Annotated in this window: 13 protein-coding genes; 6 read left to right on the top strand and 7 right to left on the bottom strand. The window is 72.3% G+C overall.

What is annotated here, in order from left to right:
• Positions 1–111: 111 nt before the first annotated feature.
• Positions 112–909: an alpha/beta fold hydrolase gene (locus tag HQQ78_RS05665; protein WP_056046697.1), complete on the bottom strand. Its 798-nt coding sequence runs from the start codon at positions 907–909 to the stop codon at positions 112–114.
• Between the two features lie 476 nt (positions 910–1,385).
• On the opposite strand from HQQ78_RS05665, the gene HQQ78_RS05660 reads away from it, so the two are divergent.
• Both HQQ78_RS05660 and HQQ78_RS05655 read left to right on the top strand, forming a co-directional pair.
• Positions 1,386–2,207: an NAD(P)H-hydrate epimerase gene (locus HQQ78_RS05660; RefSeq protein WP_173151475.1), complete on the top strand. Its 822-nt coding sequence runs from the start codon at positions 1,386–1,388 to the stop codon at positions 2,205–2,207.
• A gap of 487 nt (positions 2,208–2,694) precedes the next feature.
• On the top strand, positions 2,695–3,666 hold the full coding sequence (locus HQQ78_RS05655) for a glycyl-tRNA synthetase (protein ID WP_173151473.1): 972 nt from the start codon (positions 2,695–2,697) through the stop codon (positions 3,664–3,666).
• Positions 3,667–3,832: 166 nt separating this feature from the next.
• On the opposite strand, the gene HQQ78_RS05650 is transcribed toward HQQ78_RS05655, so the two are convergent.
• From HQQ78_RS05650 to HQQ78_RS05635, 4 genes are all read right to left on the bottom strand, one after another.
• Positions 3,833–5,317, bottom strand: coding sequence for an MFS transporter (locus HQQ78_RS05650; RefSeq protein ID WP_173151471.1), 1,485 nt, complete (start codon positions 5,315–5,317; stop codon positions 3,833–3,835).
• Positions 5,318–6,163: 846 nt separating this feature from the next.
• Positions 6,164–7,681, bottom strand: a complete 1,518-nt coding sequence (locus HQQ78_RS05645) for a DHA2 family efflux MFS transporter permease subunit (protein WP_173152191.1) — start codon at positions 7,679–7,681, stop codon at positions 6,164–6,166.
• A 126-nt stretch (positions 7,682–7,807) separates the two neighbouring features.
• The gene (locus HQQ78_RS05640) at positions 7,808–8,686 is read right to left on the bottom strand and encodes an ABC transporter permease subunit (protein ID WP_173151469.1); all 879 of its coding nucleotides are present in this window, start codon (positions 8,684–8,686) and stop codon (positions 7,808–7,810) included.
• Positions 8,683–9,645 (bottom strand): ABC transporter ATP-binding protein, encoded by a 963-nt coding sequence (locus HQQ78_RS05635; RefSeq protein WP_043593111.1) that lies wholly within the window; start codon positions 9,643–9,645, stop codon positions 8,683–8,685. The genes HQQ78_RS05640 and HQQ78_RS05635 overlap by 4 nt, the downstream gene beginning before the upstream one ends.
• Positions 9,646–9,809: 164 nt before the next feature.
• On the opposite strand from HQQ78_RS05635, the gene HQQ78_RS05630 reads away from it, so the two are divergent.
• The 3 genes from HQQ78_RS05630 to HQQ78_RS05620 are packed head-to-tail and all read left to right on the top strand — an operon-like array spanning position 9,810 to position 11,970.
• Positions 9,810–10,544: a DedA family protein gene (locus HQQ78_RS05630; protein WP_235452643.1), complete on the top strand. Its 735-nt coding sequence runs from the start codon at positions 9,810–9,812 to the stop codon at positions 10,542–10,544.
• Positions 10,541–11,260 (top strand): nucleoside/nucleotide kinase family protein, encoded by a 720-nt coding sequence (locus tag HQQ78_RS05625; RefSeq protein ID WP_277959384.1) that lies wholly within the window; start codon positions 10,541–10,543, stop codon positions 11,258–11,260. Before HQQ78_RS05630 ends, HQQ78_RS05625 begins: the two co-directional genes overlap by 4 nt.
• A gap of 41 nt (positions 11,261–11,301) precedes the next feature.
• On the top strand, positions 11,302–11,970 hold the full coding sequence (locus tag HQQ78_RS05620; RefSeq protein WP_173151468.1) for a histidine phosphatase family protein: 669 nt from the start codon (positions 11,302–11,304) through the stop codon (positions 11,968–11,970).
• Between the two features lie 107 nt (positions 11,971–12,077).
• Here the strand turns inward: HQQ78_RS05620 and HQQ78_RS05615 are convergent, their stop codons facing one another.
• Entirely contained in the window at positions 12,078–13,355 is a 1,278-nt protein-coding gene (locus HQQ78_RS05615) for an FAD-binding protein (protein WP_371740365.1), read from the bottom strand.
• A 98-nt stretch (positions 13,356–13,453) separates the two neighbouring features.
• Positions 13,454–14,629, bottom strand: coding sequence for a hypothetical protein (locus tag HQQ78_RS16340; protein WP_371740364.1), 1,176 nt, complete (start codon positions 14,627–14,629; stop codon positions 13,454–13,456).
• 107 nt (positions 14,630–14,736) lie between these two features.
• Here HQQ78_RS16340 and HQQ78_RS05610 point away from each other — a divergent pair, with 107 nt between their 5' ends.
• Complete coding sequence (locus HQQ78_RS05610; RefSeq protein WP_123570572.1) at positions 14,737–15,177, top strand: MarR family winged helix-turn-helix transcriptional regulator; 441 nt, start codon at positions 14,737–14,739, stop codon at positions 15,175–15,177.
• The last annotated feature ends 225 nt before the right edge of the window (positions 15,178–15,402 follow it).

Raw genomic sequence — 15,402 nt, 5'->3', positions numbered from 1 at the left:
GCACCGGCACCGCGCCTCCGGGTCGCGTCCTGCGTTCGGGCGCCGCGCCTCCTGGTGGCGTCCTGCGTTCGGGCGCCGCGCCTCCGGGTCGACGACCCGTCGGGGCGGGCCTCAGGCGTCGACGGTCTCGAGGAAGGTGCGCAGCAGGTCCGTCACCTGGTCGACGGGGAGCAGCGACGAGGCGTGGTCCTGGCCGACGAGCGAGTAGAAGACGGCTGCCGGCATCCGGCGGGCGGCCTCCTGGGACTCGCGGTGGCGGTCGACGTCCCGCGTGCCGGCCAGCAGGAGGGTGGGGACCTCGACCGAGTCGAGCTGGGGGACCGTCAGGCCGCCACCCGTCTCTGCCGCGGTGAAGAAGGCGGCCAGGGCGATCGGGTCGTCCTGCATGAAGGCCAGGCGGGTCTCGGGATCGATCGGACGGCCGATCGTCTCGCCCCAGCGGTCGACGAAGCGGGCCATGCCACCCGTCGTCAGGGCGTCGTGCCAGTCGGGCGTGAAGGTCGCGCCGATGTTGCCGTTCATCGGGGCCCAGCTGCCACCGATCGTGGTCAGCGTCCGGAGGCGCCGGGGCTCGTGCGCCGCGACGGACAGCCCGATGCGGGCGCCGAACGAGTAACCGACGTAGTGCGCGGGCTCGAGGCCCGTGGCGTCGAGCACGGCGCCGACGTCACCACGGTGCAGGTCCATCGCATACGACTCGGGGTCGTGGGGCTTGCCGCTCTTGCCGTGGCCGCGCATGTCGAGGGCGACCACCGTGAAGTCGCGCTGCAGGTCCCGGAGGTAGCCGAGCCCCCGCCAGGTGCCGCGCGAGAGGCCCGAGCCGTGCACGAGCAGGAGCGGCGGACCGTCCCCGTCGACCTCGTAGGCGATCTCGGTGCCGTCGACGGGGTTCGGGGTGGTCGCACGCATCCCGACAGTCTGGCAGCGCCGCACAGCTCGTGACGGTTGTGGTCGTAGTGCTCGCTGTGCTCGTTCTGCTCGTCGTGCCCGCTGCGCGCCCCGCTCGTCGTGCCCCCTGCGCGCGTCTCGCGCGTCGTGCCCGCTGCACGTCCCGCTCGTCGTGCCCGCTGCGCCTCCCGCTCGTCGTGCCGTTCTGGTCGCGTGACGGTCGGCTCGGGTCTGCTCGCGATCGGGTCTGCTCGCGATCGGGTCGTCCGAGGTGCCGAGTGGCGCGCGATGTCGGCAACTCCTCCCTCGTGCCGCCCGTGCCTCCCGTGGGCGGCGCCCTCGGCCGCCTGCGCGTCACAGGCCCGGAGTTACCGACTCGGCCGGTGCCGCACGAGCAGGTCCTCCCTCGGCGCGGTGCGGCACGGCGGGGCCCGGCGCCGTGGCGGACCGGGGTGGGAGCCCGGTCGTCCGGCGGGCGAGGGGAGGAGGGTGGACGCATGGTCGAAGCTTGGACGGCGGCACAGATCCGCGAGGCGGAGCGCCCACACCTGGAGGCGGGTGAACCCTTGATGAGGCGGGCGGCCGACGGTCTCGCGGACGTCGTGCGCGACGTGTTGCGCGCCTCCTCGTCCTCTCGGGACGGTCGTGCGGGCCGCATCCTGTTGCTCGTCGGAAGCGGCAACAACGGCGGTGACGCGCTCTACGCCGGGGAGTCGCTCGCCCGCGAGCTTGTGCCACAAGGCGGCGCGGTGACGGTCGTGCCGGTGGGGTCACGGGTGCACGAGGCCGCCCTGGCCGCGGCGCTCGCGGCAGGGGCCGTGCTCGACGACGTCGAAGCCTGGTGCGATGCTGCGGTCGTGGCGGGGGTTCTGCCCGCGTACGACGTGCTGCTCGACGGACTGGTCGGGACGGGCTCGAACGGAGCGGGGCTCCGGGGGGATTCGCTGCGCGTGGTGGAGGCGGTGCTGCCGGTGGTCACTGGTGCGACATGGGGTGCGGGTGCGGAAGCGGCTGTGGCATCCGTGACGGGGAGGGGCGCAGGGACGTCCCCGGGCGGAGGTTCGGCTGCGGACGGCGACGTCACGGAGCCCGCACCACGAGTGATCGCGGTCGACGTTCCGAGCGGCATCGGGGTGGACGACGGGGCCCTCCCCGATCCGCCACACGTGCTGCCCGCGGACGTCACCGTCACGTTCGGCGGGCACAAGGTCGGGCTCGTCGTGAGCCCGGGGGCGGAGCGAGCCGGACGCGTCGTGCTCGTCGACATCGGCATCGGTCCGGACCTCGCGCGCATGCCCCCGGCGGTCACGACTCCCTGATCGCCGCCCCCGCCCCGCCCCGCCCCGCCCCCGCCTCGCCTCGTCTCGCCCAGCCCCCGCCTCGCCTCGTGCCGCCCCTGTCCCGTCCGTCTACTGCCCCCTTCCGTCTCGTCCCGTCCTGTCCTGTCCGTTCCGCCTGCTGTCACCGCCAAGCGTCTGTCCCGGTCGGCAACTCCTGGCTGTCGGCTTCCCGAGGCGGAGCCCTCGCGCCTCCCTCGCGACGCCGACGCCCGAGGCAGGAGTTCCCGACACCGCACCAGCACGATCGGCAACTCCTGCCCCAGGGCATCGCCACCGGGCCGGAACTCTCGCACGACATCGGGTCTGGGCAGGAGACAGGAGTTGCCGACGGCAGGCCGGTCCCGACCGCGGATAAGGTCACACCGGTCCGGCGTCGTCTCGTCCCCAGGGGCCCGCCGCCGCCGTGCGTCCCCGATCCGAGTCGCGCGGAGGTGCCGGCTACGGCGATTCCGACACGCTCGTGGACATGACCACGATCGCCGAATTGGTCTCGTCCGCCGGAGGCCTGCTCCACAGACGCGACCTCGTCGCCCACGGCGCGACCGACCGACACCTCACCGTCGCCGTGCGATCCCGCAGCGTCGTCCGGCCCCGGCGGGGGTGGTACTCCACGTGGCCGCCCCATGACCCCCGGTTCGTCGCGGTGGCGGTCGGTGGCCGGCTCACGGGAGCCTCCGCCCTCCACCTGCTCGGGGCGTGGTCGTGGTCGTCGCGCCGACCGCCCGTCACCGTGTCGGTTCCGTTGACGGCCTCGCGCCTCCGGAGGCGTCGAGGGGTCCGTGTCGTCTGGGACCCCGTCGACCTGAGTTGCCGAGGATCGACCTGGGCGGTCGATCCTCGCGACGCCCTGGCACGGGCGGTCGTCGAGGCGCCATCCTTCGAGGACGCGGTGATCCTCGTCGACTGGGCGAGGGAGGCAGGCATCGTCCAGGACGATGACGACGCCGCCGAGGTGTTGTCCCGCAAGAGGGTGGACGCTGCCGGCCTCGTCGCATGGAGTGAAGGAGGCGCGGAGAGCATCCTCGAGAGCGCCGCCGGGACGAGACTCCGACGCGCGGGACGCCACGTCGTGCGTCAGATCCCCGTCTCGGGGACGAACAAGATCATCGACATGGTGGTCGACGGCATCATCGGATTCGAGACCGATGGACGAGCACACCACGAACGGCGTTTCGACGAGGACCGGGTCAAGGACTCCGACATCGCCCGTGAGGGGCGGGTGCCGTTCCGGGCGAGCGCCATGATGGTGAAGAACAGGTGGCGGTCGACGGCTGAGGCGATCGAAGCGCTGATCTTCACGGCGGGTGGCCCCCGTCGCGCCGAGGATGTCGGCAACTCCTCGTTGCCGCGAGTGCTCGGACCCCGGGGTCGCCGATCCTGGCGGCTGGCGATTCCCCGACGGCGCCCCGGTCAGGAGTTCCCGATCGGGGGAACCTAGCGGTGGAGCGCGTAGCCCGTCCCACTGGCCTTCATCGCGCCGCACGGCCCGGCCAAGCCGGTCGCGAGGCATGGCCCGCAGCACGGCCCGCCGTCCGGCCTGGCCAAGCCGCCCGCCGGCTTGGTGAAGCCACCCCGCCCGCGGGCCCTGCCCTGCCCGGCCCACCTCAGCTCCGCGGCGACTGCTTCGACGAGGGGACGACCGACAGCGGAGTGGTGATCGTCTCGAGCGACTTGCGAGCCGCGTCGACTCCGAAGATGAGCGCGATGACACCGCCGACCAGCATGACGCCGGCGCCCAGGAAGTACCCGCCCGTGAGGGGGCCCCGGTCGCTCCCGTCGCCGATGAGGGCGCCGTAGAGGCTCGGAGCGACGGCGCCGACGATCTGTCCGAGGGCGAAGAAGTAGCCGATGACCTGACTCCGTAGCTCGAGCGGGAAGATCTCGCTCACCGTCAGGTAGGCCGACGACGCGCCTGCCGAGGCGAAGAAGAACGAGACGCTCCAGAAGGCGGTCTGAGTCGCGGCGTTCAGCACGTCCGCCTGGAACAGGATCGCCGACACGGCGAGCACCGCCGCCGACACGGCGTACGTCAGGAAGATCATCTGACGTCGACCCCAGCTGTCGAACAGCGGCCCCAGCACCAGCGGCCCGAGCAGGTTTCCCACGGCGAAGATCAGGAAGAAGTACTGCGTACTGCTGGGGCTCGTGCCGTAGAAGTTCTGCAGCACGAGTGCGTAGGTGAAGAAGATCGCGTTGTAGAGAAAAGACTGCGTGATCATCATCGCGGCGCCGACGAAGGTTCGCTTCGGGTAGTCGTGTACCAGGGTGCGGATGATGGTGCCGAACCCGATCCGCCCCGCCGCGACCACCTCGATGGCCTGGTCGTCCGACACGGCGGTGAGGTGGTCGGTGCCCTTGTCCTTCTCGACGCGGGCCTCGATGTCGTCGACCGTCGCCTCGGCCTCCTTCTCGCGTCCGTGGGTCATCAGCCACCGCGGGCTCTCCGGGATGTGGCGGCGCAGGTAGATGATCGCGAGGCCCAGCACCGGCCCGATGAAGAACCCGATGCGCCAGCCCACGTTCTCGGCGAACAGGTCGGGGTCGAGCAAGAAGATGTTGGCCGTCGCGCCCAGGGCCGCGCCGCCCCAGTACGTCCCGTTGATCGCGATGTCGACGCGTCCGCGGTACTTCGACGGGATGAGTTCGTCGATCGCCGAGTTGATGGCGGCGTACTCCCCGCCGATCCCCGCACCGGCGAAGAACCGGAACACGGCCAGGAAGACGAAGTTCGGCGACAGTCCCGCGATGGCGCTCGCCACGAGGTAGATCGCCAGGGTCAGGATGAACAGCTTCTTGCGGCCGAGGCTGTCGGCCATCCGCCCGAAGATGAGGGCCCCGAAGACCTGGCCGACGAGGTAGATCGTGCCCAGCAGCCCGACCTCGGCGGCGGTGAGCCCGAGGTCCGCCTGGAACCCGGCCGAAGCCACGATCTGGATCTCGAGCCCGTCGAGTACCCAAGAGAACCCCAGGCCCACGACGATCGACCAGTGGAACCTCGTCCACGGCAGACGGTCCATCCGGGCCGGGACGAGGCTGCGCGTGCCTCCGCTCGGGCCGCCGTTCGACGCGGTGGTGGGTGAGCTTGTCATGGGTCGGCCTCCCGGGGATGCGTGACGTCGGGTGCGCAGCCTGCAAGTCTGCATCATCTGCACGTGCCCGGACGTTACTCGCGCTCGGAGCCCGTGTCCGCGTCGGCCCGCACGTCGAGGAAGCAGGTGCCCGAGGAGGCGCGTGTCGGCAACGCAGGACTCCTGAGGAGGCGCGGGTCGAGAAGACAGGGACCTCGAGGTGGGGCGCACCTCGAGACAGGAGTTGCCCGCACCCGCAGCCCCACCCGCGCCTGCAGGGGAAGAGGAGGCGCGTGACGGCAATGCATGACCGCCGAGGAGGCGCGTGTCGGCAACGCAGGACTCGCGAGGGGGCGCGGGCCGAGAAGACAGGGACCCGCAGGGAGGGCGCACCGCGGGACAGGAGTTGCCCGCACCCGCACCCGGAGGGGTTGCGGAGGCGCGTGTCGGCAACGCAGGACTCCTGAAGAGGCGCAGGCGGAGAAGACAGGGGCCCGGAGGCGGGGCGCACCGCGGGAGAGGAGTTGCCCGCACCCGCACCCGCACCGAATTCGCAGGGGTTGAGGAGGCGCGGGTGGTGCAGGTCGCACCGCCGGCGCCATGGGGCAGTCGGGGGACGGGATCACGCGGCGCAGGCCGTAGGTTGCGCGATGGTCCACGACCTCACGGACGGCTGACACGACGACGAGCTGCCGACGGCTGGCGCTTCCCCGAGGGGGAGGCCGTGACCATCGGCAGCTCGCCAGCGACGATGTGCGGAGCGCCGACGCACGTCTCGCCACGCGCCACGCGACGCGCTCACGTGCGACGCGCGCTGCGCCACGCGCGCTGCGCCACGCGCGCTACACGACGCGCGACGCGCGCAGGCTAGTGCGCGACGACCGGCTCGGCGCCCTCGACGACCGGCGGGCGCCGGACGAAGAACGACCCCACGACGGCGAACACCGAGATGATCGCGCCGACCAGGAACGCGGCGCGCACGCCGGCTCCCGTGGCGGCGGCTCCGGCACCGGACTGGCTGGCCGCCGCGGTGGCGGCCAGGGTCATCACGGTGACGAACACGGCGGTGCCGGCGGCGCCCGCCAGCTGCTGCACCGTGCCGACGATCGCGCTGCCGTGCGAGTACAGGTTCGACGGCAGCGACCCGAGGCCCGAGGTGAACAGCGGCGTGAACATGAAGGCCAGACCGATGCTGAGGGCGACGTGGGCGGCGAGGACCATCGGGATCGGGGTGGACTCGGACACCGTGGACATGAACCACAGCACCGCGCTGACCAGGGTGGTGCCGGGCACGAGCAGCACGGTCGGACCGTACTTGTCGAACAGGCGTCCCACGACGGGCGACAGCAGGCCCTGGACGAGGCCGCCGGGCAGCAGCAGCAGCCCGGTGGCGAGCGGGTCGAGGCCGTGCACGTTCTGCAGGTAGATCGGCAGGACGATCAGGGTGCCGAAGAGGGCGATCATGCCGACGCCGAGCACCGACGCCGAGATCGTGAAGGTGCGCGACGAGAACGTGCGCAGGTCGAGCAGGGCGCGGTCGCGACGCTGCAGCGAGCGCTGACGCAGCACGAACGCGACGAGCGCGACGACGCCGACGGCCAGCGGCACCCAGGCGGGGACGGCGGCCTCTGCCCCTTCGCCGATCGAGCTGAGCCCGAAGACGATGCCACCGAAGGCGAAGGCAGACAGGATCACCGAGGTGACATCGAGGGGCACCTTCTTCGGCGTGGTGACGTTCTTGACGCGGGCGGCACCGAGCGCGAGCGCCACGAGGGCGATCGGCAGCACGAGGATGAACATGAAGCGCCACTCGAGCACGCTCAGGATGACGCCCGAGATCGTCGGGCCGATGGCCGGTGCGACCGAGATGACGATCGAGATGTTGCCCATCGTGCGGCCGCGCGTGGCCGGCGGCACGAGGGTGAGCACGGTGGTCATCAGCAGCGGCATCATGATCGCCGTGCCCGAGGCCTGCACGACGCGGCCGAGCAGCAGCACGCCGAAGCCGGGGGCGATCGCCGAGATGGCCGTCCCGAGGCTGAAGAGGCTCATCGCGGTGATGAACACCGGGCGGGTGTTGAAGCGCTGCAGCAGGAAGCCCGTGATCGGGATGACGACGGCCATGGTGAGCATGAAGCCCGTGGTCAGCCACTGGCCCGCCGTGACGGTGATGTCGAGGTCGCGCGTGAGGCTCGGCAGGGCGACGCCCATGATCGTCTCGTTGAGGATCACGACGAAGGCCGACACGAGCAGCAGCCCGATGACGAGCTTGTTGCGCGCCTCGGTGCCGGCCTGGTCGCCGTCGGCGCCCGCCGTCGCGGTGTCGGCGGCTCGGCTCTCGGCGGCTCGGCTGTCGACGACGGTCGTCGGGGGAGAGGGGTCGATGCTCAAATGGGGCTCCTCGGAGGTGACGGCGGTGTGCCTGTGCGACCGAACGTACGAGACGGTCCGGTTCTTCCCGATCCGTCCGATCGCGTCGCCGTCACCCCGAGGAGGCGCGGTGCCCGTCGGTCAGACGTCGCGTCGCTTCACGAGCGCGAGCGCCAGACCGAAGAGCACGACGACCCAGCCGACGAGCACCAGCAGGGCGCTCCACGGCTCGAGGACGAGGGCCCCGTCGGGGCTCGGCAGGGCCATGGCCGACTGGCCGGAGACGACGTAGTCGTAGAGCCGGGCGGCGGCGTTCGGCGGGATGATCTCGGCCAGTGTGTAGACCCAGGCGGCGTCGACGAACGCCGTGAAGATCTGCACGATGATCGGCAGCACGAAGACCAGGCCGACCGAGGCCGCGATGGCGCCGGCGCCGTTGCGGATGATCGCCCCGAGCGAGAAGGCGATCATGCCGATGAAGGCGATCGAGGCCGCGGCTCCGACCACGCTGCGCCAGAGGGCGCCGTCGCCGAAGTCGACCGTGATGTCGTTCGACGGCAGGATCGCGCTGTTGATCAGCAGGGTCAGGACGAGGGCGACCAGCGACACCACGAAGAGCGTGAGCGCGACGACGACGAGCTTGGCGACGACCGCGGGCAGGCGTTTGGGCACCGTGGAGAAGGTCGACCGGATCATGCCCGTGCCGAATTCACCGGTGATGACGAGAGCGCCCAGGATCGACGCGACGAGCTGGCCGAACACCACGCCGACCGAGACGGACTGCGCGACGATCTGCTGTTGTTGCTCGGTGCTGGCCTCGCCGGCCTGGAACAGGCCCGCGCTCAGGGCGAAGAGGGCACCGAAGCCGACGATGATGACGACCATGATCGCCAGGCACCACCAGGTCGAGCGGAGCGTACGCAGTTTGATGACCTCGCTGCGCAGCACGCCGCCGAAGGTGAGCTTCGAGGTCGGGCGCACGGGTCGGTCGCGGTGACGGGTGGGGGTCGTGGCGGTCATCGGGTCGCTCCCTGGGGGGTCTGCGTGTCGGGGGCGACGTGGCTGCCTCGCGCCGCGCCTCCTGCGTGGTATTCGACGGAGTCCTGCGTGAGGGTCATGTACGCGTCCTCGAGCGAGCGGACCAGCGGGGTGAGCTCGTGCAGCACGACGCCGGACGAGGCGGCGAGGTCGCCGACCCGCTCGGCGGTGATGCCGCGCAACTCGACCACGCCGGGTTCGACGGCCGTGACGGCGACGTCCGGCCCCTGCAGCAGCGAGACGAGGTGGTCCGCGTGCGGGCTGCGGACGCGCACGGCGTCGCCCGACGCCTGCGAGATGACGTCCGAGATGGGGGAGTCGGCGAGCACCTTGCCGCGCCCGAGCACGATGAGGTGGTCGGCGGTCTGGGCCATCTCGCTCATCAGGTGCGACGAGAGGAACACGGTGCGGCCCTCGCTCGCGAGGAAGCGGGCCAGGGTGCGCACCCAGACGACGCCCTCGGGGTCGAGGCCGTTGACGGGCTCGTCGAGGATGACGGTGGCCGGGTCGCCGAGCAGCGCGGCGGCGATGCCGAGGCGCTGGCCCATGCCGAGCGAGAACCCGCCGACGCGCTTCTTCGCGACCGACTCGAGGCCGGTCAGGGCGATCACCTCGTCGACGCGCTTCTTGCCGATGCCGTGCGTGGCGCCCATGGCGAGCAGGTGGTCGTGGGCGCTGCGACCGGTGTGCACGGCCTTGGCGTCGAGCAGGACGCCGACCTCGTGCAGGGGGGCCGCGTGGTCGGCGAACCGCTTGCCGTTGACCGTGACGCTGCCGCTGGTGGGGCGGTCGAGCCCGACGATCATGCGCATGGTGGTGGACTTGCCGGCGCCGTTCGGGCCGAGGAACCCGGTGACGAGACCGGGTCGGACCGTGAAGGTGGCGTCGTCGAGCGCGCGCTTGTCTCCGTAGATCTTGGTGAGGTTCCGGGCTTCGATCATCGCGTGCGTCCTGTCGTCGGCATGCTGAGGGGTGTCCGCATCGCCCCAGGCTAGGGGCGCGGTGCGCCCGGGGGCATCCCCCGCCCGGCCGAGACCGGTGGATGCGCGAGTGGTCCGCTCGGTGGACGCCGCGTCCCGGGGTCGACCCGTTACAGTCGTCCCTCGTGATCGCCGACACCCTGCTCGCCGCCCTGCCCGCCTCCACCGGCGGGGGGTTCGTCCTGTTCAACCCGGACGAGCTGCTGCCCGCCCTGGGGCCCTGGGCCCTCGCCGGAATCTCGCTGATGGTCTTCATCGAGTCGGGCGTGCTGTTCCCGTTCCTGCCCGGCGACTCCCTGCTCTTCACCGCCGGCGTGCTGCACGAGGCGCTGGGGCTGCAGGTCTGGGTGATCGCCCTCTGCGCCTTCGTCGCCGCGGTCCTCGGCGACCAGGTGGGCTACTTCCTCGGCAACCGCTTCGGCCGACGCCTGTTCAAGGACGACGCCCGCATCCTGAAGACGGCCTACCTCGAGCGTGCGGAGGCCTTCTTCGCGAAGTACGGCGGCACGAGCCTGATCCTCGGGCGGTTCGTCCCGATCGTCCGCACCTACGTCCCGCTGGCCGCGGGGACCGCGGGCTACCGGTACCGCAGGTTCCTGCTCTTCAACGTGACCGGCGCCTTCCTCTGGGCCGTGGGCATGACGGTGCTCGGCTCGCTGCTCGGCGGCATCCCGTTCATCCGCGACCACATCGACGTGCTGGCGGTCGTGCTCGTCGTGCTGTCGGTCGTGCCCATCGCCCTGCACGCCCTGCTCGCCTGGCGCCGGTCGCGGCGTGAGGCGGCCCTCACCGAGCTGCGGACCGCGGACGTCGGCGACGAGGCGGGCACCGGTCCGGGCTCGGCCGGCCGCCCCGAGTGACCGGTACGCCGCTCGGTTCGGTCGAGGCCCTCGTCGCCCGAGCCCTGGCGGTCCACGCCCGGACGCAGGAGGCGCGGCGCGGCTCCTCCGCGGGCCTCGCGTCCCCCGGCGGTCCCGCCCCGACGTCCGTCCGCACCCTGATCGGCGTCGCCGGCGAGCCCGGGGGCGGCAAGAGCACGGTCGCCGCGGCCGTCGTCGAGGGGCTCACGCGGGTCGGGGTGAGGGCCGTGGTCGTGCCGATGGACGGGTTCCACCTCGCGGGCGCCACCCTGGCCCGGCTCGGCCGTCTCGACCGCAAGGGCGCGATCGACACCTTCGACGCCGACGGCTACCTCGCCCTGCTCGAGCGGCTGCGGTCCCGGTCGGGGACGGTGTGGGCACCCGAGTACGTCCGGGGCGTCGAGGAGTCGATCGGCGGCGCGGTCGAGGTCGATCCGTCCGTCGAGGTCGTGGTCAGCGAGGGGAACTACCTGCTGGCCGAGCTCACGCCCTGGCCCGCGGTGCGCGCGACGTTCGACGAGGTGTGGTTCGTCGACACCCCGGCCGAGCGGCGACGGCGCTGGCTCGTCGCCCGTCACGTCCGCTTCGGCATGACGCCCGGAGCCGCCGAGGCCTGGGCCGCGGGTCCCGACGAGGCGAACGCCCGGCTCGTGCGGGCCACCCGCGCCCGGGCCGACGTCGTCGTGGACGCCGGTCGCCTCTGGCCCGACGCCTGACCGACCGCCGGTGTCGGGGGTCCACCGTAGGGTTGACGATCATGCGCCTGTTGTTGATCCGCCACGGTCAGACCCCCGACAACGTCGAGGGCGTGCTCGGCACCGTCGCCCCCGGCGTCGGGCTCACCGACCTCGGTCGACGGCAGGCCGAGGCTCTGCCCGCCGCCCTCGCCGACGAGACGATCGGCGCCCTCGCCGTCAGCACGCTCGTGCGGACGCAGCTCACCGCGGCTCCTCTGGCCGCCGCCCGGGGCCTCGCGCCGACGGTGCTCGACGGGTTGCGCGAGGTGAAGGCGGGCGACCTCGAAGGCCGACACGACACCGAGGCGGTCACGGCCTACGTCGGCTGCGTCTTCTCCTGGGCGTCGGGCGACCTCGACGTCCGGGTGCCCGGTTCCGAGGACGGGCACGAGTTCTCCGCGCGGTACGACGCCGCGTTGGCCGACCTGATCGCCGGGGCCGAGGGCGACGGGCACGAGACGGTCGCGGCCGTCAGTCACGGTGCGGCCATCCGGGCCTGGGTCGGCTCGCGGGCGGTCAACGCCGACGACGAGTTCATCCGTCAGCACCTGCTCGAGAACACGGGGGTCGTCACCCTCGAGGGCAGCATCGATGCCGGCTGGCGCCTGCAGACCTGGCAGGGCCTGCCCGTCGGCGGGGCCGAGCTGCTCGACTTCGAGGCGGCGGACCCCACCGGCGAGTCCTACTGAAGCCCGACCCCAGGCCCGATCCGGTGCCCGACCCGAGGCCGGATTCCAGGCCCGACCCGTCGACCACCCGTCGCGCCTAGGCGCGCAGGCGCTCCACGCCGTCCCGGCTAGGCGAGCAGGCGCTCCACGGCCGGGCCGCCGAACTTGCCCTCGGGGTCGATCTCGCGCACGAGGTCGGCGAAATCCGTCAGTCTCGGGTACGCCGCGACGATCGCCGCGTGCGGCAGGGCCGACAGCTTGCCCCAGTGGGGGCGCGGGGTGAACGGGGCCAGCGCCTCCTCGACCCGGGGGATCAAGGCCGCGACCTCGGCGGGGTGCTTCTTCCAGGTGAAGGCGATGCCCAGGCTGTCCTGTGGTGTCGGGCTCAACCAGAGCGGGTCGCCCGCGACGGTGCGGGTCTCGCAGGTGTGCAGGTGCGGGCGTAGCTCGTCGCCGAGGCGTCGTACGGCGCGGAGGGCGGCCGCACCGTCTTCGAGGGCGACGAAGTGTTCGCTCTGCAGTTCGGAACCCACGGACGGGGTGGCGTCGATGCGGAAATGCGGCAACCGGTCGGCCCACGACCCCACGCTGCCGTCCATGGGCGTCGACTTCGTGCCGGTGACCTCGGCGTGCTCGTCGACGGGGGCGGGGCGGGCGCCCCACAGGTCACGGGGCATCGACACGTCGGCGAGGCCGTCGGGCACGCGCGACTTGACCAGCACCTCGCGGATGCGGTGGTCGAACTCGTGGAAGAAGCTGACGCTGTACCCGGCTCCCATGACGTCCATCAGGTGGTCGTCGACGCTCGACCAGGGCAGGTCGACGTAGGTGTCCTGTCGCATGCGGAACCCGGGTTGGACGTCGAGGGTCACCCGGACCACCACGCCGAGGGCGCCCAGGGCCACGACGCTGCCGTCGAAGCCCGGCTGTCCACGACGCACGGTCCGGAGCGACCCGTCGGGCCCGACGATCTCGAGGGCCGACACCGCGCTCGACAGGCTCCCGAGGCCGAGTCCCGAGCCGTGGGTGCCGGTCGCGATCGCTCCACCCACCGAGATGTGCGGCAGCGAGCCCATGTTCAGCAGGGCGAGTCCGTGTCGGTCGAGGTGCTGCGCGACGACGGCGTAGTTCGTGCCGGCCCCGACGGTGACGCCGTGGCCGTCGTCCGAGATCACCGGGTCGGCGGGCAACGCCGTGGTCGAGACCAACAGCCCCGGTCCGTCGGCCACGTCGCTGAAGGAGTGGCGCGTGCCTAGGGCCCGGATGCGCGGGGCCCCGGCGACCAGCTCGCTCAGCTCGTCGATCGTGGTCGGCTGGACGACCCGGGTCGCCCAGTAGCTGAAGCTGTCGGCCCAGTTGCGCTCGTCGCGTCGGGGTGGCCGGAGGGTCTCGTGCGTCGTCGTCACCGGTCGAGTCTCGCACGCGTCCCCGGCGGGCCCGGCGCCCGGTGTCGCACGCGTCACCGCCGCGCCCGGCGTCCCCGGCGTCCCCGACGCCCTGCGGCTCAGGCGGCGATGCCCTCCTCGTCCTCGCGGACGGCCACGCGCTCGTTCGCGAGCCGGGTGCGGCGCACGCTCCAGAGGTGGGTGAGTCCGGCGAGGGCGAGCCCCGCGGCCAGCCAGAGTGCGAGCGTCAGACCGGCCCGGCCCCATCCCTGGCCGGGGAAGTACACGATCGACTGCGTGGCGTGCAGCCAGGCCGAGCCGTTCCAGAAGGCACCCAACGCGCCGAAGAAAAGCGGCACGAGCTGCGACGAGAAGACTCCGCCCGAGCTGGTGAAGTTCAGCATGACGAAGAGCATGGTCAGGGCCGGCGTCGTCCAGTGGCGGAGCAGGGGGTGCAGGCCGATGCCGATCACGACGACGGCGGTCACGTACAACCAGCTGACGAGGGCGACGCCCCAGAGGCCGGTCGTGACGATGCCGTAGACGGGGCCGACCACGACGGTGCCGATCGCCGCGATCACGGCTGCCGTGACGACCCCGGCGAGGAGGCGCGAGCCGAGTCCCAGCCGGGCGCTCGCCGCCGAGATGGCTGCGGCACTCGCGTACGCGCCGACGCTCAGGGCGACGAGCAGGAAGAACAGGCCCTGTCCGGTCGGGTCGCCCTCGCCGCTCGGGACGACGTCGTCGACCTTCAGGGGCAGCCCGAGTCGGTAGGCGACCGGACCGAACACCTTCTGCAGGACGCTCGCGGTCGTGTCCGACGCCGCGGACGAGACGTACAGCGTCGCGTCGGTGGCGCCCACCTCGAACGCACCCGAGATCTCGCGGTCGGTGATGAGCCTGCGTGCCGCGTCGGCGTCGGCGACGGTGCGCACGTCGAGGGCGTCCGGGTCGGCGTCGTTGAGCTGTTGGGCGAAGACCTCGCTCTGGGCCGAGCTGCCCACGACGGCGACGGGCACGTGGTGCGGGGTCGGGTGGCCGAAGGCGCCGAGGTAGGCGAGGGCCATGCCGGTGGCCAGGAAGAGCGGGATGAGCACGTGCAGGCCGAGGGACCGCCAGGCCGCGGCGTCGGGACGCGGGCGGCGCGCGGTCGTGGGCCCGGCGTGCTGGTGAGCCCGGTGGAGGCGCGGGTCGGGTCGGTCGTCCCGCCCCCGGAGCGCGTCGGCGCGGAACGGGTCGTGGTCGGGGCGCGCGCCGTCGTCCGGGCGGTGCAGGGTCAGGTCGGTGGTCGTCACGGGGCTCCTCGGGGTCGGGGGCGCCGTTGCCCGTCGGTCTACAGTTGCATTATGCAACACAAACGACCCCCTCGGTGTTCCCGACCACCCGCCGTTAGGCTGAACACGTGACGGACCAGCGGGGGCAGCGAGGAATCGACACGGTCTACTCGGAGCTCGAGACCGTGTCCCGACGGGCCGTCGCCCGTGCCCGGCACAAGAGTGCCCCGCTGTCGTTCGTCGAGCACTCGCTCGTCACCTTCATCGCCACCCACCCCGGCTGCCGCGCCACCGACATCGCCGCCGACTTCGGGCTGAACCGCTCGACCGTCTCGCGCCAGCTCGGCGGACTCGTCGAGCTGGGCCTGGTCGAGCCCGGCGCGGGGGCCGCGGTCGAGGGTCGCCGCGGCCAGGCGCTCACGCTGACCGCCCGTGGTCGTGACCTGCTCGCCCGATCGGTCGACGCCAACCGGTCCGCACTGGCCGACCGGCTCGAGGGGTGGACGGCCGCCGAGGTCGACGCGCTGGCCGCGGCGCTCCACCGTCTGAACTCGGCCTTCGTCGACTGACCCGCCTGGCGGCTCGGCGCCCGTGCCCGGTGCCGGGTGCCCGATGGCCGGCCCGGCCCGGCCCGGCCCCGGCCCGGCCCGGAACGGCGATGCCCGTCGCGGTGGGCGACGGGTGTCGCCGACCCGCGCCTCCTCGTCGATCGGGGTACAGATCGTGTGACGGATGTGACTGGAGTCATGTCGTGCATCCCCCTGTGAACCCCTGACTGGGGACATGCCGATGAC

This window comes from Frigoribacterium sp. VKM Ac-2859 (genome assembly GCF_013204925.1).
Classification (GTDB): Bacteria; Actinomycetota; Actinomycetes; order Actinomycetales; family Microbacteriaceae; genus Frigoribacterium.
Note: the sequence above shows the minus strand (reverse complement) of the source record. Positions and strands in the feature narration are given on the sequence as shown.